General features: G+C 70.5%; 25 protein-coding genes and 1 pseudogene. 16 read left to right on the top strand and 10 right to left on the bottom strand.

Translation table 11 applies throughout. The features are described 5' to 3' along the window. Nucleotides 1–11: 11 nt before the first annotated feature. A complete protein-coding gene (locus ACY34M_RS33035; protein WP_462722136.1) occupies nt 12–1,067 on the bottom strand; it encodes a polyprenyl synthetase family protein in 1,056 nt (351 codons plus the stop codon). Between the two features lie 361 nt (nt 1,068–1,428). Here ACY34M_RS33035 and ACY34M_RS33030 point away from each other — a divergent pair, with 361 nt between their 5' ends. The 4 genes from ACY34M_RS33030 (at nt 1,429) to ACY34M_RS33015 (ending at nt 7,054) form a co-directional block, all read left to right on the top strand. Continuing rightward, on the top strand, nt 1,429–2,793 hold the full coding sequence (locus ACY34M_RS33030) for a cytochrome P450 (protein WP_462722137.1): 1,365 nt from the start codon (nt 1,429–1,431) through the stop codon (nt 2,791–2,793). A 183-nt stretch (nt 2,794–2,976) separates the two neighbouring features. After that, complete coding sequence (locus tag ACY34M_RS33025; protein ID WP_462722138.1) at nt 2,977–5,070, top strand: MMPL family transporter; 2,094 nt, start codon at nt 2,977–2,979, stop codon at nt 5,068–5,070. A gap of 71 nt (nt 5,071–5,141) precedes the next feature. Further along, nucleotides 5,142–6,356, top strand: coding sequence for a sensor histidine kinase (locus ACY34M_RS33020; protein ID WP_462722139.1), 1,215 nt, complete (start codon nt 5,142–5,144; stop codon nt 6,354–6,356). Further along, nucleotides 6,353–7,054 (top strand): response regulator transcription factor, encoded by a 702-nt coding sequence (locus ACY34M_RS33015; RefSeq protein ID WP_462722140.1) that lies wholly within the window; start codon nt 6,353–6,355, stop codon nt 7,052–7,054. Before ACY34M_RS33020 ends, ACY34M_RS33015 begins: the two co-directional genes overlap by 4 nt. A gap of 59 nt (nt 7,055–7,113) precedes the next feature. Here the strand turns inward: ACY34M_RS33015 and ACY34M_RS33010 are convergent, their stop codons facing one another. The 7 genes from ACY34M_RS33010 to ACY34M_RS32980 all read right to left on the bottom strand — a co-directional run bounded on the left by ACY34M_RS33010 (nt 7,114) and on the right by ACY34M_RS32980 (nt 13,909). Next, nucleotides 7,114–8,346, bottom strand: a complete 1,233-nt coding sequence (locus ACY34M_RS33010; RefSeq protein WP_462722141.1) for an acyltransferase family protein — start codon at nt 8,344–8,346, stop codon at nt 7,114–7,116. Between the two features lie 210 nt (nt 8,347–8,556). Beyond that, nucleotides 8,557–9,765, bottom strand: coding sequence for a methionine adenosyltransferase (gene metK, locus ACY34M_RS33005; RefSeq protein WP_462722142.1), 1,209 nt, complete (start codon nt 9,763–9,765; stop codon nt 8,557–8,559). Nucleotides 9,766–9,820: 55 nt separating this feature from the next. Then, nucleotides 9,821–10,024 carry a DUF6059 family protein gene (locus tag ACY34M_RS33000; RefSeq protein ID WP_462722143.1) on the bottom strand — a complete coding sequence of 68 codons (204 nt, stop codon included), beginning with the start codon at nt 10,022–10,024 and terminating at the stop codon, nt 9,821–9,823. Between the two features lie 61 nt (nt 10,025–10,085). Then, complete coding sequence (locus ACY34M_RS32995; RefSeq protein WP_462722144.1) at nt 10,086–11,750, bottom strand: NAD(P)/FAD-dependent oxidoreductase; 1,665 nt, start codon at nt 11,748–11,750, stop codon at nt 10,086–10,088. A 13-nt stretch (nt 11,751–11,763) separates the two neighbouring features. Then, on the bottom strand, nt 11,764–12,198 hold the full coding sequence (locus tag ACY34M_RS32990; RefSeq protein ID WP_462722145.1) for an ester cyclase: 435 nt from the start codon (nt 12,196–12,198) through the stop codon (nt 11,764–11,766). Next, nucleotides 12,195–12,998, bottom strand: a complete 804-nt coding sequence (locus ACY34M_RS32985) for a methyltransferase domain-containing protein (RefSeq protein ID WP_462722146.1) — start codon at nt 12,996–12,998, stop codon at nt 12,195–12,197. The genes ACY34M_RS32990 and ACY34M_RS32985 overlap by 4 nt, the downstream gene beginning before the upstream one ends. 173 nt (nt 12,999–13,171) lie before the next feature. Continuing rightward, nucleotides 13,172–13,909 (bottom strand): thioesterase II family protein, encoded by a 738-nt coding sequence (locus ACY34M_RS32980; RefSeq protein ID WP_462724129.1) that lies wholly within the window; start codon nt 13,907–13,909, stop codon nt 13,172–13,174. A gap of 299 nt (nt 13,910–14,208) precedes the next feature. On the opposite strand from ACY34M_RS32980, the gene ACY34M_RS32975 reads away from it, so the two are divergent. From ACY34M_RS32975 to ACY34M_RS32965, 3 genes are read left to right on the top strand one after another with little or no spacing between them, the layout of a single operon-like run. Further along, a complete protein-coding gene (locus ACY34M_RS32975) occupies nt 14,209–14,577 on the top strand; it encodes a hypothetical protein (RefSeq protein WP_462722148.1) in 369 nt (122 codons plus the stop codon). Next, the gene (locus tag ACY34M_RS32970) at nt 14,574–16,157 is read left to right on the top strand and encodes a multicopper oxidase family protein (RefSeq protein ID WP_462722149.1); all 1,584 of its coding nucleotides are present in this window, start codon (nt 14,574–14,576) and stop codon (nt 16,155–16,157) included. Before ACY34M_RS32975 ends, ACY34M_RS32970 begins: the two co-directional genes overlap by 4 nt. Before the next feature lie 48 nt (nt 16,158–16,205). Then, a complete protein-coding gene (locus ACY34M_RS32965; protein WP_462722150.1) occupies nt 16,206–16,805 on the top strand; it encodes a TetR/AcrR family transcriptional regulator in 600 nt (199 codons plus the stop codon). Nucleotides 16,806–16,913: 108 nt separating this feature from the next. Here ACY34M_RS32965 and ACY34M_RS32960 read toward each other — a convergent pair whose 3' ends face one another. Beyond that, nucleotides 16,914–17,390 carry a MarR family winged helix-turn-helix transcriptional regulator gene (locus ACY34M_RS32960; RefSeq protein WP_462722151.1) on the bottom strand — a complete coding sequence of 159 codons (477 nt, stop codon included), beginning with the start codon at nt 17,388–17,390 and terminating at the stop codon, nt 16,914–16,916. 139 nt (nt 17,391–17,529) lie between these two features. On the opposite strand from ACY34M_RS32960, the gene ACY34M_RS32955 reads away from it, so the two are divergent. From ACY34M_RS32955 to ACY34M_RS32915, 9 genes and pseudogenes are all read left to right on the top strand, one after another. Further along, a complete protein-coding gene (locus tag ACY34M_RS32955) occupies nt 17,530–19,245 on the top strand; it encodes an MFS transporter (RefSeq protein ID WP_462722152.1) in 1,716 nt (571 codons plus the stop codon). A gap of 66 nt (nt 19,246–19,311) precedes the next feature. After that, nucleotides 19,312–20,091, top strand: coding sequence for an SDR family NAD(P)-dependent oxidoreductase (locus ACY34M_RS32950; RefSeq protein ID WP_462722153.1), 780 nt, complete (start codon nt 19,312–19,314; stop codon nt 20,089–20,091). Nucleotides 20,092–20,356: 265 nt separating this feature from the next. Further along, nucleotides 20,357–20,881: a flavin reductase family protein gene (locus ACY34M_RS32945; RefSeq protein ID WP_462722154.1), complete on the top strand. Its 525-nt coding sequence runs from the start codon at nt 20,357–20,359 to the stop codon at nt 20,879–20,881. Nucleotides 20,882–20,918: 37 nt separating this feature from the next. Next, a pseudogene (locus ACY34M_RS32940) lies at nt 20,919–21,182 on the top strand (AfsR/SARP family transcriptional regulator); the annotation flags it as partial. Nucleotides 21,183–21,212: 30 nt separating this feature from the next. Then, nucleotides 21,213–21,704 carry an AfsR/SARP family transcriptional regulator gene (locus ACY34M_RS32935; protein ID WP_462722180.1) on the top strand — a complete coding sequence of 164 codons (492 nt, stop codon included), beginning with the start codon at nt 21,213–21,215 and terminating at the stop codon, nt 21,702–21,704. An 84-nt stretch (nt 21,705–21,788) separates the two neighbouring features. Further along, nucleotides 21,789–22,850, top strand: coding sequence for a methyltransferase (locus ACY34M_RS32930; RefSeq protein WP_462722155.1), 1,062 nt, complete (start codon nt 21,789–21,791; stop codon nt 22,848–22,850). A gap of 102 nt (nt 22,851–22,952) precedes the next feature. Next, the gene (locus tag ACY34M_RS32925; RefSeq protein ID WP_462722156.1) at nt 22,953–23,588 is read left to right on the top strand and encodes a hemerythrin domain-containing protein; all 636 of its coding nucleotides are present in this window, start codon (nt 22,953–22,955) and stop codon (nt 23,586–23,588) included. Between the two features lie 107 nt (nt 23,589–23,695). Continuing rightward, entirely contained in the window at nt 23,696–24,805 is a 1,110-nt protein-coding gene (locus ACY34M_RS32920) for an LLM class flavin-dependent oxidoreductase (protein ID WP_462722157.1), read from the top strand. Nucleotides 24,806–24,874: 69 nt separating this feature from the next. Next, complete coding sequence (locus ACY34M_RS32915) at nt 24,875–25,600, top strand: helix-turn-helix transcriptional regulator (RefSeq protein WP_462722158.1); 726 nt, start codon at nt 24,875–24,877, stop codon at nt 25,598–25,600. An 11-nt stretch (nt 25,601–25,611) separates the two neighbouring features. Here ACY34M_RS32915 and ACY34M_RS32910 read toward each other — a convergent pair whose 3' ends face one another. Beyond that, nucleotides 25,612–26,397: an SDR family NAD(P)-dependent oxidoreductase gene (locus ACY34M_RS32910; RefSeq protein ID WP_462722159.1), complete on the bottom strand. Its 786-nt coding sequence runs from the start codon at nt 26,395–26,397 to the stop codon at nt 25,612–25,614. Nucleotides 26,398–26,452 lie beyond the last annotated feature (55 nt).

Below are 26,452 nucleotides of genomic sequence, written 5' to 3'. Positions count from 1 at the left end.
AGACACCCCCGTCACGGAGCCGTGGGGAGAACGTGGAGCGCCGGGTGCTGCGTGGCGAACGCATTTATGAGATCGCGCAGGCATTGCCGCACGACGGGCGCTCTCCGCGCCGTGTCCGGATGTGATTCCACAGCGTCCAGGGCATCCACGACATAGCGTTGCGCCAATTCCGCGGAGCGTCTTATCGCCCCACATTCCTCGACCACGGAGACGATTGCGAGGCACTCCGCCTCGGAGCTCGGACGGCTGTTCAGCAACGGCAGGATCCGGTCCGGCACATCCTTGACCGCATAGATCAACGGAAGGGTGTACACCCCGTTGGCGATATCCTTAGCCTGTTGTTTTCCGGTTTCCTTGCTGCACAGGTCGAGAATGTCGTCCCAGATCTGGAACGCCATGCCGAGTCCGTGCCCGAACCGCTCAAGGGCCGCCCTGGCGTCGTCCGTCGCCTGCGCCTGGAGCGCGCCCATGGCGCCGGCCGTGCGCAGCAGACGCGCGGTCTTGCCTCCGACGGCCGCGAGGTAGTCGGCCTCGGTGCGCCGCGGGTCGTGGAGCTGGCCGGTCTCCATCATCTGGCCCGCACAGACGTCGATCAGCGTGTCGGCCATGACCCTCACCCGGCTCAGGCCGAGCGACGCGGAGACCTGCATGCAGCGGGCGAGCAGGTAGTCGCCGGCGAGCAGGGCGAGGGCGTCGCCGTGGACGACGTTCGCGCTGGGCCGCCCGCGCCGCACCGTCGCCTCGTCGATCAGGTCGTCGTGGTAGAGCGTGGCGATGTGCAGCATCTCGACGACGGCGGCCCCGTCGATGACGCTCTGGTGCGTGACGTCGCCCCGCTCCTCCTGCAGCAGATAGGAGGACAGCAGGACGAGGGTCGGCCTGAGCAGGCGCCCCGTCTGCTCCATGGAATACCTGATCGGCGCCTGAATACTGCGCTGTTCCGGAACGGTCAGGGAACGCAGCGATTCCCGAACTCGGTCCAGGTCTTCCTGGAGCCGTAATTGGATCCGGTTGATTTCCTCGCGGTACGGAGGGAGGTTGACGATCGGAGCAGAAGTCCTCTTCATTGGAATTCCCTTCCCCGTGACCCGTCGAAGGTGACGCACGGACCAGGGGGCGTCAACTCGCACTCGGCGGATCAGCGCGAATACAAGGGCGCCAGGAAGGGGAATTTCCACCTCCCCTCTCACGCACCGAAAGGGCGATTCCGGCATTTCATGGCGAACGCCGGGGCGCCCCGCACGCATCGTCACCCGGCACCGTCGAGACATGTGACCCGGATCACATTGCACGCCCTCGCGGGACCTGCCAAAGAAGTGCGCGCCTCCTGCCATGACATGGACGCGGTCACCCACGCTTCCTACAGTGAGCGCGCCGATGACACACGACATGTGCCACAGGTGTGTCTCCACAAAGGAGATTGATGACATGAAGAGCATCCCCGCGGTGCCCCGGGCCCCGGGAGCGCTGCCCCTCGCGGGACACCTTCCGGCCTTCCTGCGATCACCTCTGGCGTTCTTGCGCACCCTGCCCGCGCACGGCCCCCTGGTCGAGGTCCGGTTCGCCGGCAAACCGATCGTCGTGGTGTGCGACCCCGAGCTGACCCGCACGATGCTGGTCCAGGACCGGATCTTCGACAAGGGAGGACCACTCTTCGAGCGGCTGCGCGAGGCAGGCGGCCAGGGCCTCGCCACCTGCCCGGCGGCCGAGCACCGCAGACAGCGCCGCCTGCTGCAACCCGCCTTCCACCAGGCCCGTTTCCCCGACTACGCGCACATCATCACCCAGCGCATCGACACCGTCGTGGGCGGCTGGCGCGACGGGCAGGTGCTCGACCTGGGCGTCGCGTCGCGGATGCTCACCGCCGACATCGTGCTCTCGTCCCTCTTCGGCACCCGCCTGGATCCCGCGCTCCACGCGCGCCTGGCGGCCGACTTCGACACACTCATGGCCGGCTTCACCCGGCACACGCTGCTCCCGGAGCCCCTGCGCCGGGTACCGACACCTGGAAACCTCCGCTACGAGCGGGCGACCCGCCGCGTACGGGAGTCGATGGTCCGCCTCACCGCCGACCAGCGCGAAAAGGGCGACGCGGACGGGACCACCCTGCTGTCGATGCTCATTGCCGCGCGCGACCCCGAGAGCGACACCCCGGCCCTCACCGACGACGAACTCGTCGACCAGGCCGTGACCATGTACTCGGCCGGTACGGAGACCACGGCCGGCGCGGTCAACTGGAGCCTGTACCTCACGGCCACCCACCCCGCCGTCCGGCGGCGCCTGACGGCCGAGGCCGCCTCCGTCCTCGGCGGGCGCACCGCACGCTGGGACGACCTGCCCCAACTCATCTACACACGCCAGGTGTTCACCGAGGCGCTGCGGATGTACCCGCCCGGCTGGCTCCTGACGCGCCAGGCGGAGAAGGACTCCGAGCTGGGTCCGTACACCCTCCCCCGCGGCACGACGATCGCGTACAGCCCTTACCTGATCAGCCACCTGCCCGAGCTCTACCCCGACCCTCTGCGCTTCGACCCGGACCGCTGGGAGCTCCGGGACGGCGCCAAGCCCCTGATGCCGCCCACAGTGTTCGGGGGCGGTGCCCGCAAGTGCATCGGCGACGAGTTCTCGATGATGGAGGGCGTCCTGCTGCTCGCGTCGCTGCTCAGCCACTGGGACATCCGGCTGCACGACCGCAGCCTGCGGACCCCGCGACTTCCCCAACTCACTCTGAATCCGGGCCGGATGACGGTGACCCTGGCCGCGCGCACCCGGTCGACGACGCACGTGGGGTGACCCGGGCCGACAGCGGTGTGTGCGTACTCCCCCGGGAGTACGCACACACCGCGGCCTCCCCCGGGAGTACCGCACACCTCCCCCTGCGGCCCGAGGAATCGGTCCGTTCCCCACGCGAGACTGGGAGCTCCCGATTACGATTGATAGCTAACGAACTATTTGGACTGTGAGGGAGGCCACCCAATGGGAGGCATGGAGCACCGCACCAGCAGCAAGCGACGAAGGGCCCTGCCCTGGGCCGTGCTCGCGCTGTGGATCGGCCTGCTGGCCTTAACCGCCCCATTCGCGACAAAGCTCGGCGACGTACAGGTGAACCGGGCGGTCGACTACCTCCCGGCCAGCGCCGACTCCACGCAAGTCGCCAAGATCCAGGACCAGATGCCCGGCGGCGAGGCCACCTCGATCGTCGTGGTCTACCACCGCGACGGCGCCCTGACCGCGCAGGACAAGGCCGCGGCGACGGAGCAGATCGGCCGCATCGACCGCGGCTTCGAACTGACCGGCGCCCCCCGGGCCGTGACGTCCGACGACGGCTCGACGGTAATGTACCCGGTCAGCACCACCGCGCCCGGCCAGGACGACAAGAAGCGGGACGCCTTCGTCGCCGACGTGCGCGACATCGCCCGCAGCACGGACGGACTGACCGTGCAGGTGAGCGGCCCCGACGCCATCTCGACCGACGCGCGCGAGATGTACGGGTCCGTGGGCGGGCCCGTCCTCTACACCACGGTCGCGGTCGTGGCGATCCTGCTGATCCTCATCTACCGCAGCCCGTTCCTGTGGCTGGTGCCGCTGGCGGTCGCGGGAATCGCCGACTTCCTCTCCATGGGCGCCGCCTACGGACTCAACCGGATCTTCGACACGACCATCAGCAGCCAGAGCACCAGCGTCATGACGATCCTGGTCTTCGGCGCGGGAACCGACTACGCGCTGCTCATCGTGGCCCGCTACCGCGAGGAACTGCGCCGCATCGAGCACCCCTACGACGCCATGCGGGCGGCGCTGCGCGGCTGCGGCCCCGCCGTGCTCGCCTCGTCCGGGACCGTCGCCGCCGGCCTGTTCTGCCTGCTCTTCGCCGACCTCGGCAGCAGCCGCGGCATGGGCCCGCTGGGCGCCCTCGGTGTGCTGTGCGCGCTCGCCGCCATGATGACGCTGCTGCCGGCCGTCCTGGTCCTGCTCGGCCGCCGCGTGTTCTGGCCGTCGGTCCCGGCCTACGGATCGCGGCCCAAGGCCCGCCGCTCGCTGTTCGGTGCCATGGGCAGTTCGGCCGGGCGCCGGCCCGTGGCGGTGCTGCTGTGCGGCGCGGCCGTGCTCGGGGCGCTCGCCCTCGGCGTGCTGAACCTGCCCTCGCCGCTCAAGCAGGAGGACTCCTTCAAGGACAAGCCGGACTCCGTCGCCGCGATGCAGACCCTCGCCAAGGCGTTCCCCGAGCGCGGCAGCGAGCCCGTCGTCATCACCACGCGCACGGCGCAGACCGACGACGTGCTCGGGACCGTGCGCGACGTGGACGGGGTGACCAGCGCCGAGGCCGGCCGCACCGGCAACGGCTGGACCGAGGTCTCGGTCGTCACGGACTCGGTGTCGCAGACGGCGGGCGAGACCGCCACGATCAAGGCGCTGCGCTCCGCGCTCGACGGCAAGGACACCTACGTCGGCGGCCCCAGCGCGGAGCAGATGGACCTGCGGGAGACCAACGACCGTGACCGGCTCGTCGTCGTACCGATCGTGCTGATCGCCGTCCTGCTCATCCTGGTCGCCCTGCTGCGCAGCCTCGTCGCCCCGCTGATCCTGCTCGCCGCGGTCGTCGCGGTGTGGGGTGCGGCACTGGGCGTCGCGGGCCTGGTCTTCGAGCCGCTGTTCGGGTTCGGCGGCACCGACCCGGGTCTGTACCTGCTGTCCTTCGTCTTCCTCGTGGCGCTCGGCGTGGACTACGGCATCTTCCTGATGCACCGGATGCGCGAGGAGTCCCTGAACGGGGCGGACACCGCCGAGGCCGCGCTCACCGCCCTGCGCACGACCGGCGGCGTCATCGCCTCCGCGGGCCTCGTGCTCGCCGCCACGTTCGCCGTGCTGACCGCCATGCCGGTGGTGCAGCTGGTCGAGCTGGGCTTCGTGATCGCGGTGGGCGTGCTGCTCGACACCTTCCTGGTCCGCACCTACCTGGTGACGAGCGCCAGTGTGGCCCTGGGCCGCCGGGTCTGGTGGCCGGGCCCGTTGTCCAAGGCCCCTGCCGCGCCGGTGGCCGAGCGGGACCGGGACCTGACGCCCGCACCATGACCATCGTGACCGCAGACGGGCGCCCCCGGGTCTCCGGGGGCGCCCGTCCGACCGAGACGGACGGTACGGCCATGACCACGCCGACGCGGCACCAACTCACGCGCACCGACCTGCTGCTGGCCCTCACTCTGGCCCTGACCGCGGTCTTCGTGGTCCGGCTCGGGCGGGACGACGGACACCCCCTCGACCTGCTGGGCTGGACGCTCCTGCTGGCCGCGCACGTCCCGACCGTGTGGCGGCGCGCGGCGCCGATGCGGTCCTTCCTGGCCCTGATCGCCCTCCTCGTCCCCTACCACGCACTCGGCTACCACCACAGTGCCCTGATGGCCGTGTCGATGGTCGCGCTCTACACCGTCGCCGCCACGCAGACCGTGCCGCGCTCCCTCCTCGCGGGCACCGGAGTGGTCGGGGTGGTCGTCACGGTCAAGTTCGGGCAAGGGCTGACCGAGGGCACCGAGGCCCTGCGGGTGTCCGGCTGGATCGTGGCCTTCCTGGCGCTCGGGGCCTGCGTGCGTTACCACCGGCAGAACATCGCGGCGGCCGTCGAGCGGGCCGAGCGCGCCGAGCACTCCCGCGAGGAGGAGGTGGGCCGCCGCCTCGCCGAGGAACGGCTGCGCATCGCCCGCGATCTGCACGACCTGCTGGCCCACAGCATCACCCTCGTCGGTGTCCGCACCTCCGTCGCCGCGCATCTGCTGGCCAACGACCCCGAGCGCCTCGACCGCGCCGCCGTGGGCCGGGCCCTGGAGGACATCGCGGAGACCTGCCGGTCGGCCCGCGGCGAACTGCGCACCACGCTCGAGGTCCTCCGGCACGCCCCGGACGACGACCGTGCCCCGCTGCCAGGACTGGGCGCGCTCCCCGACCTGGTGGCCACGACCCGCGCCTCGGGCGCCCGCGTCACCCTGGACCTGCCCGAGTTGCGGGACGTACCCGCCGCCGTGGGCGCGGCCGCGTACCGCATCGTCCAGGAGTCCCTGACCAACGCCGTGCGGCACGGCGGCCCGCGCCCGTCCGTCCGGGTGCTGGCCCACGAGGCCGAGAGCGCCCTGCACGTCGAGGTGACCAACCGCTCCGAAGGGCCGCTGCGCCCCTCGTCGCAGCCCGCGGGCTTCGGCCTCATCGGCCTGCGGGAGCAGGCGCGCAGCGTGGGCGGCACCTTGTCGGCCGGTCCCGAGGACGACCATGTCTTCGCGGTCCGCGCGCTGCTGCCGCTCGGCCCCGCCGGCCGGCGCCCCGCCATGGCCGGCGCCGGCGCGTCCGTTACGGAAGAAGGAATCCGATGACCCCGCCCATCCGTGTCCTGCTCGCCGACGACCAGGCCCTCGTGCGGGCCGCCTTCGCCATGCTCGTCTCATCGGCCCCCGACATGGAGGTGGTCGGCGAGGCCGCGTCCGGGCGCACAGCCGTCGAACTGGCCCGCACCACCAGGGCCGACCTCGTCGTCATGGACGTCCGCATGCCCGACCTCGACGGCATCGAGGCCACCCGGCTGCTCGCCGCCGACGAGGACCTCGCCGGGGTGAAGGTCCTGATGCTGACGACGTACGACACCGACGAGCACGTCGTCGAGGCGCTGCGCGCGGGCGCCTCCGGGTTCCTCGTGAAGGACACCAGGCCCGCCGAACTCCTCGACGCCATCCGGACGGTGGCCGAGGGCGAGGCCCTGCTGTCGCCGGGGCCGACCGCCCGCCTGATCGACCAGGTGCTGCGCGCACCGGCCGGAGGACTGGGAACGGCCGTCCCCGACCGGCTGGACGCGCTGACCGACCGCGAGCGCGGGGTACTCGCCCTGGTGGCACGCGGCCTGAACAACACGGCGATCGCCGACCATCTCGGCCTGAGCCCGCTGACCGTCAAGACGCACGTCAGCCGGACAATGGGCAAGCTGGACGCGCGCGACCGGGCCCAACTGGTCATCGTGGCCTACGAGTCGGGTCTCGTCCGCCCGAGGGCCGGGGACGACGTGGCCGGACGTCGCTGACGGCTGTGTCCCACACCGGCCCGAGGGGGTGTGGGACACAGCCGTCGGCGACGTCCGGTTCAGGAGGACTCGGAGGCCGATGAGCCGACCAGCCCCCGCTGCTCCCCGGCGGGCGACGCCGGTGAAGCGCCCTTCCCCGTCCGCGAGTTGAGGTAGGCACGGAACCTGCGCTCGATCGGATCCTCGTAGTAGCGGTGCACCAGCCAGCCGACGACGATCGAGATCACGAGACCGACCGCTCCCCACAGCCAGTGCGCGTTCACCGGCGTCACCGGGTCGAGGAAGAAGTCCACCATGTCTTTGTCCGGGTACACCATCGCGGCGATGGTGAAGATCACCGTGAAGTGGAACAGATAGATCCCCATGGAGATCTTGCCGAGCGCCACCAGCGAAGGCCGCGCGTACAGGGAGGAGCGCCCGTCCAGTTCGCGCTGGGTGTAGGCCGCGAGCAGCAGCGCGTACAGCGGAGCCATCACCAGGTCCAGCGGGTCGTGCGGCACCGCGCTGCGCACCGGGGCGCCGGCCATGGCCCACAGCACGCCGAGGGCGACGGCCATCACCGCGACGACCTGGCCGACGGTGAACCGGACGCGCAGGCCGCGCCGCATGGCCGCGGCCATCAGGACGCCGAAGAGGAACTCCTGGATGCGGCCCAGTGGGGAGTAGATGCCGAAGGTCAGCCCCGCGGCGTCGTCGAGAGCGAGCGGCTCGCTGGGCGGGTAGGCGATCCACAGCACGATCCGCAGGGCCCAGCCGTACGCCAGGACCGCCACCGCGAGCCAGGCCAGCTGCCGCAGCGTACGGCGCAGGAAGTAGCGGCCGACCCACAGGAAGATGGCGTAGAAGAACACCACGCACGACAGCATCCACGTGACCGGGTTGGTCGTCTCCAGGACGACGCCGGGTATCCACGCCTGGACGAAGAACAGGCTGGCCAGGGCTGCGCCGATCATGTGGCCCGCATCGGTGCCGGGCGCCGCGAGGGCGAAGCCGAGCGGCAGCGCGAGGGCGATCACCAGGGTGGGCCAGATCCGCGCCATCCGCCGGCTCATGAACCAGCCCCAGGTGTCGTTGCCCCGGAAGCTCCAGGTCAGCGCGAAGCCGGACAGGACGAGGAAGAACGTGCCGCCGGACCCCGCGAGTTCGAGGACCTCGTTCACGTGCGGGACCGGCAGCATCACCGCGAGGTGGGAGATGAAGACGGTGATGGACATCAGGAACCGCAGGCCCGTGAGTGAACGGACGTTCCGCAACGGCGGGGGTTCCAGCTCTACGGTGCCGGTCTCGGCCATAGTCGCCTCACTGAATGAACGGTGAAATGGGTAAGGGGTGGTGCGGGGTTCAGTCGATGCCGCGGACGATGTGCTGCTCACCGGGTTCCTCTTCGACCCCGGCGAGTCCCAGCGGCGGTGCCGCCATCCGGTCCGCGCCGGACAGTTGGTCCTCCGGTTCCTCCTTCATGACTCCTCCAGACGTCGGTCGGCCCTGCGGGCGGGTGTGGCCTAGCGCCGTGCCGCGGCGCTCAGGGCCGCCGCGCGGTCGGTGCGTTCCCACGTGAAGTCGGGCAGTTCGCGGCCGAAGTGGCCGTAGGCGGCGGTCTGCGCGTAGATCGGGCGCAGCAGGTCGAGGTCGCGCACGATCGCGGCCGGGCGCAGGTCGAAGACATCGGAGACGGCCCGCTGGATGACGGGGACGTCGACGGTCTCGGTGCCGAAGGTCTCCACGAACAGGCCGACCGGCTCGGCCTTGCCGATCGCGTAGGCGACCTGGACCTCGCAGCGCCGCGCGAGGCCGGCGGCCACGACGTTCTTGGCGACCCAGCGCATCGCGTACGCCGCCGAACGGTCGACCTTGGAGGGGTCCTTGCCCGAGAAGGCACCGCCACCGTGCCGGGCGTAACCGCCGTACGTGTCGATGATGATCTTCCGGCCGGTCAGCCCCGCGTCACCCATCGGGCCGCCGATCTCGAACCGGCCGGTCGGGTTCACCAGGAGCCGGTAGCCGTCGGTCTCCAACTTGATTCCCTCCTCGGCCAGTTGGGCCAGGACGTGCTCGACCACGTACTCCCGGATGTCGGGGGTGAGCAGAGAATCCAGGTCGATGTCCGCGGCGTGCTGGGAGGAGACCACGACCGTGTCCAGACGCACCGCCCGGTCGCCGTCGTACTCGACGGTGACCTGCGTCTTGCCGTCCGGGCGCAGGTAGGGCACCGTGCCGTCCTTGCGGACCTCGGTGAGCCGGCGTGCCAGACGGTGGGCGAGATGGATCGGCAGCGGCATCAGCTCCGGCGTCTCGTCGGTCGCGTAGCCGAACATCAACCCCTGGTCGCCCGCGCCCTGTTGGGCCAGATCGTCGTCCGCGGCGTCGACGCGCTTCTCGTATGCGGTGTCGACGCCCTGCGCGATGTCCGGGGACTGCCCGCCGATCGAGACGGAGACACCGCAGGACGCCCCGTCGAAGCCCTTGGCGGACGAGTCGTAGCCGATGTCCAGGACCGCCTCGCGCACCAGGGTGGGGACGTCGGCGTAGGCAGACGTGGTGACCTCGCCCGCGACATGGACCTGCCCTGTGGTGATCAGTGTCTCGACGGCGACCCGCGCCGTGGGGTCCTGCGCCAGCAGGGCGTCGAGGATCGTGTCGCTGATCCGGTCAGCGATCTTGTCCGGGTGACCCTCGGTCACCGACTCGGACGTGAACAGTCGTTTGGCCATGGTGTGCTCCGTAGGCAAGGAGTGGCGGAAGGAGGACGAGGGGGTGTCAGGTGTGTCAGGTGTCCGAGTAGAAGCGCGCCCACAGGTCGGCCTCGGTACGGGAGAGGGGGACGGGCGGCGCGAGCCGTTCGGGGTGTCCGGCGGGCGGCTCGTCGAGCAGCGGCCGCGGCGGCTCGGCCACCGGGTGGTCCTCCTGCGCGGGCAGCGGGCCCACGTACATGGAGCCCGCTGCCTGCAGCCCGTTCCACAAGAACCGCACGAGCCGCTGTCCCTGTCCGACGGCCCCTCTGATCAGCAGCACGAAGGGCCGGGGCGGCCCGTCACTCGGGGATGATGACTTCACGGACACTGCTCGCGGTGCCCGCGGGGACCGTCGGCGCGAGGTAGCTCATCTCCTCGGGTGCCTCGTCGAGGAGCCACGCGGACATGGACTTGAGCTCGGGGATGCCGGGGAACATGAACCGCCGGTTCTTGTCCTCGATGCCGATGCCGCGCAGGATGCCCGGCGACGCCTCAATGGCCTTCATCAGCCGGCGCCCGGCGACGGCGGCCTGCAACTCGCCCCGGTCGACGGCTTCGCACAGGCTGACCATCTCGTCGAAGACGGCCTTGTACGCGGGCTGGTCGGGCAGCAGCAGGCCCGGGTACGGCACGTCCTCCATGTCCCGGAACACCTGGTCGTCACCGCTGTCCCGGAAGCGCTCGATGAACCGGTCGAAGCGCAGGTTGATCGGCACCTCGGCGGCGGCCCACACCCGGTAGACCGCGTTCCACAGCTCGTAGTCGGAGAACGAGATGAACGAGGCGTTGACCAGCTGGTCGTTGTACTTGATCAGGCCCTTCTGCAGGGTGTCGACGTAACGGAAGCGCTCGACGTCGAAGTCGTCCTCGCGCAGCGCGTCGAGCAGCCGCCAGGCGAAGGCGTTGATCAGCTCGGTGGTGTTGGTCAGGCCGCGCGAGTAGAGCGGGTCGAGGAACCCGGCCGCGTGCGACATGAGGCACCAGCGGTGCCCGACGGTCTCCTTGGAGGAGTACTGGAGGCGGCCGGTCGACACCCAGGGGCGGACGGTGACGGCATCGGCGAAGATCCGCTCGACCGCCGGGAACCGCTTGATGAACGAGCGGAACTCGTCCTCCGGGCTCACCCCCTCCTGCTTGGGGTAGCGGCGCTCGTCGTAGGTGAGGCCGACGCTCACCAGCGGGTTCTTCGAGCGGGGTTCGTTGTTGAACGGGATGGACCAGATCCAGCCCCGTTCGAACATGTGGTGCATGGTGCCCTGGACCCAGGGGATCGGCGGCAGGTCCTCCGGCTCCATGCGCAGCACGTCGTCGGTCGGCTTCACGCCGATCATGTGGGTGAACAGGGACCGGGAGTGGTGCTTGAGCGCGTCCGGTCCCTCGCGCAGTCCGAGCTTGTCGGCGACCGGGGAGCGGAAGCCGCTGCCGTCGACCAGGAACCGGGCGGTGTACCGCTCGCCGTTCGCGTCCTGGACGGCCACCTCGTCGTCGCCGAGGTCGATGTCGGCGACGCGGAAGCCCTGGCGCACGGCGCAGCCGTACTGGATGGCGGTGTGGAAGAGGAAGGCGTCGGTGTCCTGCCGGAAGAGGTGTCCGGTCTGCAGTGCCTTGGAGGGCGGGCTGAACTGGTTGACCTCGCGGGGGTCGGGCTCCTCCCCCTCCTTGTGCAGCATGAAGCCGAAGTGCTTCTTGACGCCGGAGGTCGGGCCGATGTTCTCCAGGCCCCCCTCGTAGGAGGTCAGGTACTCCAGCTCGGGGATGCCGTACCGCTCGGCGAGCTGCCGGTAGCCCTTGAGGGTGTAGAGCGTCGTCGACTCGCCGACGGCGAACTTGGGGTGCACGGCGGCGTCGATGAGCAGCACGCGCACGTCGTGGCGGGCCAGGATGGCGCCGAGGACGGTGCCGGCGCTGCCCGCGCCGAGAATGATGACGTCGAAGTCCTGCTGGGCCTCACCCGTGTGCGTCATGTCGGTCTCTTCCTCACTTGTCGTCGCCGGTCGGGGACTGCGGTGCGGTGATCTGGGCGATGACCTCGCCGGTGTCGAAGACGTTCCAGTCGCGCCGGACCAGGCCGTCGTGGACCTCCCAGACCACGATTCCGGAGACGTGGATCCGGTTGCCGGACGCCGGGACGCCCCGGTAGGTGCCCGTGTGCCGGGCGGTGGTGGTGTAGTGGGTGACCACGTGCACCCCGTCGGTCACCACCAGGTCGAGGTCGACCTCGATGTCGGAGAAGGCACTGTGCACTCCGCGCACGCTGCGCCGGGGCCCTTCGGGGCCGACCTGCTTGCCGTTGAGCACGAAGTCGGGCGCGAAGATCTGGTCCGCGATGCTCACGTCGCCGCCCGCCCACGCGGTGCCGAACCAGGTCTCGGCGAGCCGCGCGTGCTCCGTCACGACGGCCGCGGCCGTCACTTCTTGAACCCCGAGACGACGACGAAGGTGCCCAGCATCAGGAAGCTGCCCTCGGCGTCCCGGCGCAGGATCTCCTCGCCCCACGCACGGGCCGCGTCCGCGTCGACGACGCCCTGCGCCCCCGCCATGTCCGCGGCCTTGCCGACCCAGGTCAGCGCGTGCGCGGCGGCCAGGCTGGTGAGCGCGACCGGCTGCAGGCGCAGCGTGATGTCGACGGCACCGGCCGCGGCGAGCAGGCCACGCAGCCGGCGTGCCACCCACGGGTTGGGCACGTGGTCGCCCCACCAGTTCATGATGGTGCGGGTCAGCTCACGGTCGGCGAGGTCTGGCGCCCACAGGCCGTGGTCCGGGTCCGTGATCAGCACCTGGCCGCCGGGCTTGACCACGCGCAGCATCTCGGCGACGGCGGCGGCGGGGTCCGGCACGTGCTCGATCACCCGCTCGGCGCGGGCCGCGTCGAACGTGTTGTCCGCGAACGGCAGCGCGCCCGCCTGGCCGTGCAGGAACTCGACCGGGGCGGCGCCGGGCCCGGCGGGACGCGCCTGCGCGATGAGCTCCTCACTGGAGTCGAGGCCGACGACCCGGCCGGTGGGGCCGACGCGCTCGGCGATCGCCCGCACGTCGTTGCCCGTGCCGCAGCCGACGTCGAGCACGTGGCTGCCCGCGGACACCTTCAGCAGCTCGTCGAGCTCCGTCTTCGCCGACGCCAGCTCGATGGCCGCCTGGTCGAGGAACTGCTTTGCCGCATCTGCCTTCTGCCAGACGTCAGCGGGCCTGACCTGGCCGGTAACGGTTGTCATCGATCGGCTCTCCCGGGGATGAGTCATGGGTCTACCCGTCGCTCCGACGGGAACTGACGGTCTGTCACTTGGCGTGCGGGGCACGGCTGCAAGGACACGCCGAAGCTACGGAGAGCCGATTAAGCGCCGCGAAAGCAGCGCGATGGACGGGCGTGAACCGCCCGGGGCACGGGTCAGCGCGCCACGGCGGGCAGGTGCGGTGCGAGGGTGTCGGTGACCGCGCCGGCGACCGCGGTGATGTGCCGGTCGAGGTAGAAGTGCCCGCCCTGATACGTGCGCAGCGCGAAGGCGCCGTCCGTGTGGGCGCGCCAGGCCGCCGAGTCGGCCGGGGAGACGATGGGGTCCTCGGTGCCGGCCAGGGCTGTCAGCGGGCAGGAGATCCGGGCACCGGGCCGCGGCCGGTAGCACGCCACGGCCCGGTAGTCGGCCCGGACCGCCGCCAGCGGTGGGCGGCCGGTCCCGCCGAGGGCGCTCAGCTCGGCGAGCAGGGTCCGGTCGTCGGCCAGGTGGACCGTCGGCGGCCTGAACACGGACGGGGCGCTCACCGCGGAGGCGAACAGGTGCACCGGGCCCGGTCCGCCGGTCGCCTCCAGGCGCCGGGCGACCTCGAAGGCGACCAGGGCGCCGAGGCTGTGCCCAAAGAAGGCGAAGCGGCCGCCGACCAGGGGACGCAACGCCTCGGCCGCCGCGTCCGCGAGCTGTTCGACGCTCTCCAACGGCGCTTCCGTCCGCCGCTCTTGACGTCCCGGATACTGCACTGCGAGGGTCTCCACATCCGGCGCCAGGGCAATCGCCAGGGGCCGGAAATAGCTGGCAGACCCACCGGCGAACGGGAAACACACCAGGCGGAATTCGCCACCGGGAGCGGCGACGATCCTTCTCAGCCAGGGGTTTTCCTCACGAGCGGGCATCGTCATCGCATTACCTCCGCATAAGGCGGGTGTGCCCGCCGGGGTCATGGGACGTGTCCCGCTCAGAGTAGAGATCACGCGCCACGCGGCCCACACGCGAAGGCGTGGCTTGATCTCGACTCACGGTCCGGCTTTATTTTTTCTTTAAGTTTCCGAGGGGCCCGGGCGGCACCCAACTGCCCTGCGACAATGCCAGGTTCGTATTGCACGCCGTCGTGCGTCGGGGTTGGATCGCCGGCATGTCTTTGCGCCCATCTCTGCTGTCCTTGCGCATTACCGCCGCAATCCAGTCCGTGCTGATGCTCGTTCAGACCGCCTTGGCAGGAGGTTTCCTGGGCGGCCACTTCGACATGCTGGCCATCCACGGAACGCTCGGCCGCGGCATCGTCGTGGTCGCCCTCCTGATGGCGGTCGCCGCCTTCTTCGTACGACGTGCGGGCGGGCCCAAGTCGGTTCTCCCCGCCTCGATCGTCGTGCTCCTGGCGCTCGTGGGCCAGATGATGCTCGGCCTCAACCGCAGCGTCGCCGCCCACGTCCTGCTCGGCGTCGTCCTCGTTTCCGCCGTCGCGGTGCTGTCCCAGCGCGCGATGACCACACCGCTGCCCGCCAAGGCCCCCGCCTCCGGCTCCGCCCGGAGCGAGGCCGTGCAGCCGGAGCCGGTCAAGTGAGGCGGCGCGCGCTGCTGGGCGCGGGCGGTGCGGCGCTCGGCGTCGGCGCCCTGACCGCGGCCGGCTGGCCGGCGCTGAGCGACTACGTGCGCGAGGGCCGCCCCGGAAAGGTGCTGGCCAGCGAGGCCGAGCTGCCGCCCGCCTTCCGGACGCCCCTGCCGGTCCCCGAGGTCCTGAAGCCGGTGTCGACGAGCGGCACCACCGACACGTACGAGATCACCCAGCGCCACGCCGAACTGGAGATTCTGCCCGGCCTGCGCACCAAGGCGTGGACGTACGGGGGCACCTTCCCGGGGCCGACGATCGTCTCGCGCTCGGGGCGCCGCACCGTGGTGCGCCACCGCAACGAGCTCGACCGCCCCTCCGTCGTCCACCTGCACGGCGGCCACACCCCGGCGTCCAGTGACGGCTATCCGACGTCTCTGATCCTGCCGGCCGACGGCTCGTACGACATGCGCCGTGTCCACCAGGACATGAGCGGCGGCACGCACGGCATGACGATGGACCACGGTGCGATGGACCTCACCGAGGGCACGCGCACGTACACGTATCCCTTCAAGCAGCGCGCCGCGACGCTCTGGTACCACGACCACCGCATGAGCTACACGGGTGTCGCCGTCTGGATGGGGCTCGCCGGGTTCCACCTCGTGCACGACGACGAGGAGGACCGGCTGCCGCTGCCGCGCGGCGACCGGGACATCCCACTGATGATCACGGACCGCTCGTTCGCCGCGGACGGATCGTTCCGGTACCCATGGCTGGACAGCAAGTTGCGCACCCCGGGGGTCACCGACGCCTACATGAACGGGGTGCTCGGTGACGTCGTCCTGGTGAACGGCGCCCCCTGGCCGGTGCACGAGGTGGACCGGCTGCGCTACCGGCTGCGCTTCCTCAACGGCTCCAACGCCCGCCCGTACAAACTGGAGTTGGACCCGCAGCCGGAGGGCGGCGGCGGTTTCGTGCAGATCGGCAGCGACGGCGGCCTGCTCGACGCGCCCCGCCGGCACGACGCGCTGGAGATCGCCCCGGCCGAACGATTCGACGTCGTGGTCGACTTCTCCCGCTACCGGCCGGGCACCCGGGTCCGCCTGGTCAACCGCTTCGGGGACGGCTCCACTGCGCAGGTCATGCGCTTCGACGTCGGCTCCGGATCCCCGCGGGACGACACGGCGGTGCCGCGGAAGCTGAGCGAGGTGGCCCGGCTCGACCCGGGCCGCGCCGCGGTCACCCGCGACTTCCACTTCCGCGGCTCCAGCGCGGGCTGGACGATCAACGGCAAGGAGTACGAGCCCGGGCGCGCGCTGGCCCGGCCCCGTCTCGGGCAGGTGGAGGTGTGGCGGTTCACCACCAACTTCCACCACCCCGTCCATCTGCACCTCGACCACTTCCAGGTGGTGTCACGCAACAACCGTGACATCGGAGCGTTCGACCACGGCTGGAAGGACACGGTGGACCTGCGCCCGGCCGAGGCCGTCGAGGTGGTCACCCGGTTCACGGACTACGCGGGCGCCTTCATGATCCACTGTCACAACCTGGAGCACGAGGACATGGCCATGATGGGCGACTTCGTCACCGAGTAGCGCCCCACCCCACCGCACCGCTCCCGCCGTCAGGAGGCGCCGCCACCCATGTCCGGGACCACACGGGAACGCATTCTCGACGCGGCGGCCGGCGTCCTGCGGGACGCGGGCTCGCACCGGGCGACCACCAAGGAGATCGCGGCCGCGGCGGGCTGCTCGGAGGCCCTGCTCTACAAGCACTTCGCGAGCAAGGCGGAGCTGTTCGCCACGGTCCTCGCGGAGCGCGTTCCCCTGGATCCACCGCCCCGTCCCGGCCCGCCACTGCCCTCGGCGGGCCGGGGCGACCTGCGGGAGAACCTGTGCGCCCTGGCTCTCGCCGCCCTGGCCCACTACGAGGCCAACCTCCGGGCCCTGGCCGCCTTCCACGCCGACCCGGCGCTCCTGGAGCGCTCCGGCCCGCCGGTCGCGACCACGGACGGAGCCGGAACGGTGGCCGGGTATCTCCGCGCCGAACAGCGCCTGGGCCGGATCGCCGCAACGGCCGATCCCGAGGCCCTCGCCGCCCTGCTGCTCGGCGCGTGCCTGCGTGAGGTCTTCCGCGCCGCGTTCGCGCCCGCCCGGGGCGGCCCGCAGGGGCACGCCGCCCGGCTCGTGGACGCGCTGCTGCCCGCCCTGAGCCTGGATCAGCCCACTTTTTCGGGCACTTGACGCCCGCTTCACGCCCGCCCGGTGAGATGTGGGCGACCACCATGAGCGGGCGCGGCTGTCGCCCTGTCGAGGCGAGGAGCCCATGCGAGCACCCGAGGCGGAGACGGCTCAGCCGGGCTTGACATTGTCCCGGATGCGCCCGAGCAGCTCGCCCAGCTTGGCCACATCGGCATTGCTGAGCCCCTCCAGCATCCGCTCCTGGCTGCGCAGGGCGACGGACTCGATCTCCACGTACCGGCTGCTCCCCTCATCGGTGAGCTCCACCACCGCCGCCCGGCGGTCGACGCCGTCCCGCGTACGGACGATGAGGCCGCGCCGCTCCATCGTCTCCAGGTGCCGCGACAGCGTGGGGCCCTCGATGCTCAGATACTTCGCGAGGGTGCGCTGGATCATCGGCCCCTCCAGGGTGAGCGTCGCCAGGATGGTCCAGGCGGCGAAGCTCGCCCCCGACCTGCTCAACTCCTCCTCGAAGAACGCGCGCGACTCCTTTGCGGCGAGCCGCAGCTTCGGCGCGATGCTCTTGCGCAGCCATGTGGGCCCGTCGTCCGCCGCCGTCCGGGCGTCCGGGGTTTCCTGCTCCGGCACTCGTACCTCCGCTCGTTGCCTGGTCACAGCGAGTATCTCCCGTCACCGAACCGGCCACTCCGGAACCGGTTGACCGCTCCAAAATTAATTCGTTAGGGTACTAATCATTTTCGCGACCGGCAACCAACGGGAGCCTCCTGTGAGTGAGCTCAGCACCGGTACCGCGGCCCCGGCCGACAGCGCCAGCACCCCCGACACCGCGCCGCCACCGACGCGACGTGCCTGGCTGGGGCTGGCCGTCATCCTCCTGGCCGCCTTCATGGAACTGCTCGACGTCACCGTGGTCACGGTGGCGACCCCCGAGATCCAGAACTCGTTCCACACCAGCTACGCCCAGGTCCAGTGGATCCTGGCCGGCTATCAACTGACCTTCGCCGCGGGCCTGGTGGCGGGCGGGCGGCTCGGTGACATCTTCGGCTGCCGCCGGATCTTCGTCTGGGGCGTGCTCTCCTTCGCCGCCGCGTCCCTACTGTGCGGCACCGCCACCAGCGGCACCCAGATCGTCCTCTTCCGGCTGTTGCAGGGACTGGCCGCGGCCCTCATGTTCCCGCAGGTTCAGGCGATCATCCATGTCACGTTCACCGGCAGACACCGGGCAGCCGCCTTCGGCGCCCTCGGCGGTGTCACCGGACTCGCCGGCATCACGGGCCCGCTGCTCGGCGGCGCACTCGTCGAGGGGGACCTGCTCGGCTCCGGGTGGCGGATGATCTTCCTGATCAACATACCCGTGGGCGTGCTCGCCGCGGTCGGCGCGCTGCTCCTGGTCCCCGAGCGGCGCTCCGCCCAGCGCCCCCGCCTCGACCCGGTGGGCACGGTGCTCGGATCGGCCGCCGTCGCCCTGGTCGTCTTCCCGCTGATCCAGGGCCGCGACGCCGGCTGGGCGTGGTGGATCTGGACCCTGCTCGCCCTCGCGGTGCCCGCGGTCGGCCTCTTCCTGTGGCACCAGCGCGCGCTGGAGAAGCGGGGCGGATGGCCGGTGGTGGACCTGGGACTGTTCCGGGGCGGCTCCTTCGGGACCGGCCTCGTGATCCAGTTCTTCAGCTTCGCCGGCATCTCGGCGTTCTTCCTCGTCCTCGCCGTCGAACTCCAGGCGGGCTACCAGTGGTCCGCACTGCGCACCGGACTCGCCTTCCTGCCCATCGCCGTGGGCACCGGCCTGGCCTCCGGGATCGCCATCCCGCTGATGCCCCGGCTCGGCAAACGGGTCGTCCAGGCCGGCGCCGTCGTGATGGCCGTCGGCATGGTGGCCCTCATGCTCACGCTGCACGCCTGGCCGACCGACCTCTCGGTGTGGCGGCTCACGCCCGCGGGGCTCGTGGTGGGACTCGGGCTCGGGCTCATCGTGACCACCGTCAACGACGTGGTGCTCGCCGAGGCGCAGGGCCCGAGCGCGGGGTCGGCGGCCGGGGTGAAGGCGATGGTGGGGCAGTCGGGGAACGCGGTGGGTGTCGCCGTGCTCGGTGCCCTCTTCTTCGGTCTGCTCAGCGGCCATGCGGGCGCCGCCACGAACGCCGAACTCCCGGCATTCCGTGCCGAGTTGAAGCACCTGGCGGTGTCCGCACCGGCCGCCACCGCCCTGGAGCGGTCACTGACCGAGTGCTTCGCCGACCAGGCGCGGGCCGACGACCACTCCGCACCCCCGCCGAGCTGCCGGACGCTCGCCGACCGGGCGCGCACCGCGGGCGACCCGGCCGTGCCGCGCCTGGTCGACACGACCCTGAACACCGCGCGCCAGCAGCACTTCTCGGACTCCCTGCGCACGAGCCTCGGGTACGAGGTGGCGGTCTACTCCCTGGTCTTCCTGCTCGTGTTCCTGCTCCCGCTGCGCCGCATCAGCCCCGGCTCCCGGCGTTGAGTCACCTGTTCAGCCATCAGTTCCAGTCACCCGTTCCCATGTCAGTCACGGAAGGACACATGTGTGATGGACACCCGACAGCGCACGGACCTCACCGGCAAGGTCGCCCTGATCACCGGCGGCAGCTCGGGGATCGGCGCCGCCACCGCCCAACTGCTGGCCCGTGAGGGCGCGGCGGTGGTGGTCAACTACCGGTCCAACGAGGCCGCCGCGTACCAGGTCGTCGAGAACATCAGGGCCGAGGGCGGCACCGCCGTGGCACTCCAGGCCGACGTGACCCGGGCCGAGGAGGTCGACCGCATGGCCGCCGTGGCCCGGGAGGAGGTCGGGCCCGTCGACATCCTGATCGCCAACGCGGCCGGCGTCGACAATCGGGCCGCACGACCGGGGCCGCTGCTCAAGGCCCCGCGCGAACAGGCTCTCCATGTGGTCGAGGCGCAGTTGAACGCCTTCCTCAACCCCGTGCACGCCCTGGTCCCCGGCATGGTGGAGCGCGGGGGCGGCGCCGTGGTGGCCGTCGGCGCCTCCCTGTCCCGGCGCTCGCCCGAGGGGTTCGGCGCGCTGTCGATGTCGAAGGCGGCCCTGGAGGCGGCGGCCAGGACACTGGCCCGCGAGGTCGGTCCCGAGGGCGTCCGGGTCAATCTCGTCGCCCCGGGACTGATCCTCAGCTCGCTGGCCTCACACGTGCCCGAGAAGGTACGGACGGACAACGCGAACAGAACCGCCGTCAAACGCAATGGGACGCCTTTGGACGTTGCCGAATCCATCGCCTTCCTCGTCTCCGAGCGCTCCTCCTATCTCACCGGTGGCTACTTCCTGGTCGACGGTGGCACGGCAATGCTCTGAGCGACCCCGAAAAGTAACCGGTAGCCAGGGCCGAGCCCTGGCTACCGGCACGTAGCGTCACATTCCGCGGTTCGGCGGGGCAGCAGATTCGTCCGAAGGGTTGAGTTCCGGACGACTCCCCCGTGATAGCTTCATCGCACGGAATAGCGGGGGCCAGAACTTCGCAAAGTCCCACTCGGCGACAACCGAGTCGGACTTTATCATTCCGCTTCTCACCCCTGTTGCGCACCCATCTTCTGCCCTGCCGCAGAAAAGGAGGGACATCATGGTGGTGGATCAAGCCGCCGAATTCAGAGAACAGAACACAGAGGTCATCGACCAGCGGGAACTGCGCGCCATATTCGGTCGTTTCGCGACCGGCGTGACGGTCATTACGGCGAATTACTCCGGAGAGCTCTTCGGAATGACCGTGAACTCCTTCGCCTCGCTCTCCCTCGACCCCCCGCTCGCACTCTTCTGCCTGCGCGACTCCTCCTCGTTCCGCGCGGCCCTCGACGTCGGGTCATCGTTCACCGTCAACATCCTCTCCGAGGAGCAGCGGGACATCGCGGCCCTGTTCGCCTCGGGCGTCGACCGCTTCCTCAAGGTCAACTCGCTGCCCGGCCGCGGCGGCAGCCCCGTGCTCACCGAGTCCCTCGCCTACGTCACGTGCGAGGTGACCCAGCACGTGCCCGGCGGCGACCACGTGATCATCATCGGGAAGGCCGTCGACATCGGGCTGCTGAGGCGCGACGGACGGCCACTCGGATTCTTCGCCGGCGCCATGCAGAAACTGCAGCCGTACCAGTAAAAGCCCGGCCCACATCGACACTCGGGGGAGTCACACCGTGCGTTTCAAGTTGCTCGGGCAATTGCAGGTACACGATGGGGACCGGATCCTCACTCCGCAGGCACACAAATTGCGGGTGCTGCTCGCGGCACTCCTGGTCAACCACCACCGAGTTCTCTCGACAGAGTCGCTCATCGACGAACTCTGGCCGCAGGGACCGCCCCGCACGGCACTGCAGGCCTTGCGCGTATACATATCCCAGATCCGAAAAATACTGCAGCAGAGCAGCGCACGGGGTAATCTCTTTCTCGTCGGGGAACCCCCGGGCTACTACCTCTCGATCGACGACGGAATGCTCGATGTCGTCGAATTCGACCGGCACCGGGAAAGCGCGATCGCCGCTCTGGACGAACAGGACGAGGAAACCGCGCTCCGGCACTTCTCGAAAGCCTCCGCGCTCTGGCGCAGCGCACCGCTGGTCGGTCTGCGCGAAGGCACCCTGCTGCAGAGCGCGGCGTCCCGCCTCGAAGAGTCGTGGATCGGCGTCGAGGAGGGCCGCATCTCGCTCGAGGTGCGGCTCGGCAGACGGCGTGGCGAGGCCATCGCGCGGCTGCGCGAACTGGTCGCCGCCAACCCGTACAACGAGCGCCTGCACGCACTGCTGATGGTCGCGCTGTTCCTGTCCGGGCGCAGCGGCGAGGCCCTGGAGGTGTACCGCACCACCCGGCAGTGCCTGGTGGACGAACTCGGCATCGAGCCGGGGGACGACCTCCGCCTGATCCACCGGATCGTGCTCGACTCGGACCGGGCCGCCCTGGACCGGGTCGGCATGTGGACGGCTTAGGGCCCTTCTGAAGGCTCTCGCCGGCTCCGACCCCACACACCACGCCTCACGAACGTAGAGTCACCCAACCCGAAGGGACCTGACATGAGCACGTCCAATCTGACCACGCCCACGCACTTCACCGGGGACGACGCGGCCCTCGACGACGCGTTCGACATCATGCTGGTCGGCTGGTCGTTCATGCGCAGCAAGCTGCTGATGACGGCTCTGGACATGGGCCTGTTCGAGACCCTCGCCAAGGAACCCGGCACCGCCGAACACATAGCGGGCCGTCTCGGACTGCACCAGCGCGGTGTGCCGGACTTCCTCGACTCGCTCACCGCCCTCGGCCTGCTCACCCGGGACGACGAGGGTGTCTACCGCAACGGCCCGGCCACCGGCCGCAACCTGATCCCCGGTCAGCCCGGTTACGTGGGTGGCTTCCTGAAGATGACCACGGAGTTCATGGGGGCCGGCTGGGAGACCCTGGCCGAGATGCTGCACACCGGCGCCGCGCACGGGCAGGACTCCAGCAAGGTGCCCTTCGCGCAGATCTTCCGCGACCCGCAGCGGCTGCGGCAGTTCCTCAGCGCGATGGACAGCCTCAACAGCGCGATCGGCCCCGAGCTCGCCCGCCGGTACGACTGGTCCCAGCACACCTCCTTCGTCGACGTCGGCGGCGCCCGCGGCAACCTCGCCGACACCCTGCTGCTCGCCCACCCGCACCTGACCGGCGGTGTCTTCGACCGTCCCGTGATGAAGCCGTTCCTGGAGGAACTGGCCGCCGACCGGGGCGTGGCCGCGGACCGGATCACCTTCCACGGCGGCGACTTCTACCAGGACAAGATCCCGGGCGCGGACGTCGTCATCTTCGGCAACGTCCTGCACGACACCCCCGTCGCCACCCGCAAGGACCTCATCGCCCAGGCCGCCGCGCACATCCCGGCCGGCGGCGCCGTGATCGTCTACGACCCGATGATCGACGACGACCGCCGCGACGCGGACACCCTGCTGATGAGCCTGACGATGATGATGCAGTCCCCCGCAGGCAACGAGTACACCGCGGCCGAGTGCCGGGCCTGGATGGAAGAGGCGGGCCTGGAGGTCGAGCACGTACTGCAACTGCCCGCGCACGCCACGGCCGTTGTGGGCCGTAAGCGCGCCTGACCGCACGCATCCGCGACGGCCGGCCGGCGCCCCTTCCCGGCCGGCCGTCGTCATGCCCGGACCGTTGCGCGGACAGCCGTGCACAGAAATGGAGAGCACACCATGGCCAAGAGCCACGTGGACCTCACGATCATGCTGGTCAGCCACGACGGCTTCCGCAGGGACCTGCGCCGCCTGGAGACGGCCGCGGCGACCCGCACCGACGACCCGGCCGCCCGCAAGCGGATCGAGACCGGGTGGGAGATCTTCAAGACCCAGCTGCGCTTCCACCACGAGGGCGAGGACCGCGACCTGTGGCCGCGCATGGTCGAGGGTCTGGCGCACCGCCCCGAAACCCTGTCCACTCTGAAGGAGTTGGAGGCCGAGCACGAGCTCATCGATCCGTTGCTCGCCCGGATCGACACCGCCCTCGCCGACCCGCACACGCCCGCCGACCAGGTCGAGGGAGCCGTGGCGGAGTTCGCCGACAGCCTGGGGCGACACCTCGACCACGAGGAGAAGGACGGCCTGCCCTACGTCGCGGAGGCGCTCACGGCCCAGGAGTGGAAGGCCTTCACCGCGGACCAGCGCAACCAGCTGGGCCTGACCGGAGCCGCGGAGCTGTTCCCCTGGCTCCTCGACAACGCCACCGCCGAGAACGTGGAGCGCGTGAAATCCTTCATGCCGATGCCGATGCGGATGGCCCTCAAGAACCTCTGGACCCCCGCCTACCGAGCCCGCGACACCTGGACGGACTGAGGCTCTTACGACGGCTTAATCGCGCTGTGCCACGGTGAACGGGCCGCCGCGGACCGGAGATCCGGTGCGCGGCGGCCCTTCTGTCGCGCCTTCGGAGAGGACCCACCGTGGAGCACACCCTGTCCGCCGAGAACGGATTCCAGCTGGGCCTGTTCGCGCCCAATGCCTCGTCCGGCCTCGCCATCACCAAGGCCCCCGAACGCTGGTCGGGCACCTGGGACGACAACGTCGCACTCGCGCGCCTCGCCGACCGCCTCGGCATGGACTTCCTGCTCCCGGTGGGCCGCTGGATCGGCTGGCCCGGCACGTCCTTCCACGAGGACGTCCTGGAGACCATCACCTGGGCCGCGGGACTGCTCGCGGCGACCGAGCGCATCCGCGTCTTCGCCACCGTGCACAGCGCGCTGATACCGCCCATGGTCGCCGCCAAGCAGCTGGCCACCCTCGACCGGATCGGCGGCGGCCGGGCCGGGCTCAACATCGTCGCCGGCTGGTACCAGGCCGAGTACGAAGCCTTCGGCCTGGACCTGCCGGACAGCCCCGAGCAGCGCTACGGGCACGCCCAGGAGTGGTGGGACCTGGTCCGCACCCTGTGGGCCAGTGCCGCGCCCTTCGACCACGACGGCACCCACTTCCCGCATCTGCGCGGCCTGCACACCAGCCCGCGCCCCCTGCACGGCACGATGCCCGTCATCAACGCGGCCGTCTCGCCCGCCGGGCGCGGCTTCGCCACCCGCAACGCCGACTACCTGCTCACCGCCGCCTTCGACCCCCGGCGCGGCGCCGCCCTCGTCGACAGTGTCCGCGAGGCGGCCGCACGCGAGGGCGGCCGCGACATCGGCGTGCTGTCCAACGCGTACGTCGTGTGCCGGCCCACGCGCGCCGAGGCCGAGGAGTTCCTGCACTACTACGCGCAGGAGAACGCCGACTGGGACGGCGTCGACACGGTGATGAGCGGTCAGGGCATCAACCCGCAGTCGTTCACGCAGGAACAGATCGACATGTTCCGGCCGCGATTCGCCGCCGGACACGGCGGCCACCCGCTGGTGGGCACACCGGACGAGATCGCCGACACGCTCATCTCCTTTGCGAAGTCCGGCGTTTCGGGGATCGCCCTGTCCTTTTTTGACTACCTTGGCGAACTTGAGTACTTCGCGGGCGAGGTAGTACCGCGGCTCGAGAAGGCCGGGATCCGGAGACCTTCTCAGGAGAGCTGACGGCACTCGCGCGCTACGCGCACCATGGGCGATCGGCCATGCACGGGGGCAGGGGGAGCTTTGATCACGGTGACGGTCACGGGCCCGGACGAGAGACGTCGAACGGCCCTGAAAAAACGCTTCGGTGACTTCGACGGCTTCACCGTACTGCCCCGGGGAAAGGAGCGGTCTCCCGACCTCGTGGTGGCCGCGGTGGACCGGGCCAGCGCATGGCTGGCCCACCGCGCCACCTCCGTGCTGGAGCCCGTGCCGCCGCCCACCCTCCTGATGGTGGAGGAGCCGTTCGCCGAGCTGGCGGGCGTGCTGTGGTTCGGTGTGCACGGCATCGTGCTGGACGCGGCGTCGGACGACGAACTGTCCGACGCCGCCCGGCTGGTGGCCCAGCGCTGCACGGTCATCGCGGAGGAGATCCTCGACGACGAGCGACTGAGCGCGAGCGGGCCCGCCCTCGCCTGGGCGGTCGGCCGGGACCCGGCCACGGCGCTCGCGGACCTGTCCAAGCGCGAGCGCGAGGTGCTGGCGCTGATCGGCCACGGCCGCAACAACGCCGAGATCGCGTCGCGGCTGTGGGTGAGCAGCAACACCGTGCGCTCCCATGTCCAGCGCCTCATGCGCAAGCTGGGGATGCGCAACCGGCTGTGCCTGGTCGTCCTCGCTCAGGAACTCGGCCTGGTGGACCTCGACGACACGGTGCCCGGCGACGAGCAGGCGGGCAGCGGTGCCCGCCCGACACAGGTCCGGTCCGTGAGCGGCAGGGGGACGACCGCTCACGGACCGGGGTCCGACGGGGCCTGACCGGCGTGCGGTCAGACCTTGTACATCCGGCGCACCACGGCCTGCAGGGCGGGCCGAGGGGTCGCGCCGAGCCAGTACGGCTGCATGCGGTTCATGGCTCCCGGCGTGACGAACGCGCGGCCCTTGGCCACGGCCTTGAGCGCCGGCTCCACGATCTGCTCGGGCCGCAGCCAGGCCAGCTTGGGCAGGCCCGCGGTGTCGAGCCCCGCGGCCTCGTGGAACTCCGTGCGGACCAGGCCGGTGCGCACCGTGGTGACGTGCACGCCACTGGCGCGCGCCTCCATGTACAGGCTCTCGCCGAACGAGCCGAGGAACGCCTTGGAGGCCCCGTAGACCGCGGACTTGGGCATGGGCAGACCGGCGACGATGGAGGAGATGTTGAGGATGCCGCCGTGCCGGCGGTCCGTCATCTGCCCGAGCGCGGCGTGGCTGAGGACCACGGGCGCCATCAGGTTGACCCGGATCTGATGGGCCTCCCTCTGCCGGGACAACTCGTGGAAGTAGCCGGTCGATCCGTAACCCGCGCAGTTGACCAACAGGTCGACCGCCCGTTCGCCGGGCTCCGCGACCCGCGCTGCCGCCGTCTCCAGGTCGTCCTCGTCCCCCAGATCGAGCGGGAGCACGTCCACCTGGACGTCATAGGTGTCGGAGAGCTTGACCGCGAGGTGCTTGAGCCGGGCCTCCCGGCGGGCGACGAGCGTCACATCGACGCCTTTGCGGGCCAGTTGCTCGGCGAACTCCGCGCCGATACCGCTCGACGCTCCGGTCACGAAGGCACTCTTGTACGGGTAGGACATCTCGGTCTCCAGCGGTCCTGGGAGGCGGGGTGGGGCGGCGGCACGGGTGGCCGCC

The sequence above is a fragment of the Streptomyces sp. EDA2-14 genome (assembly GCF_054963755.1).
Note: the sequence above shows the minus strand (reverse complement) of the source record. Positions and strands in the feature narration are given on the sequence as shown.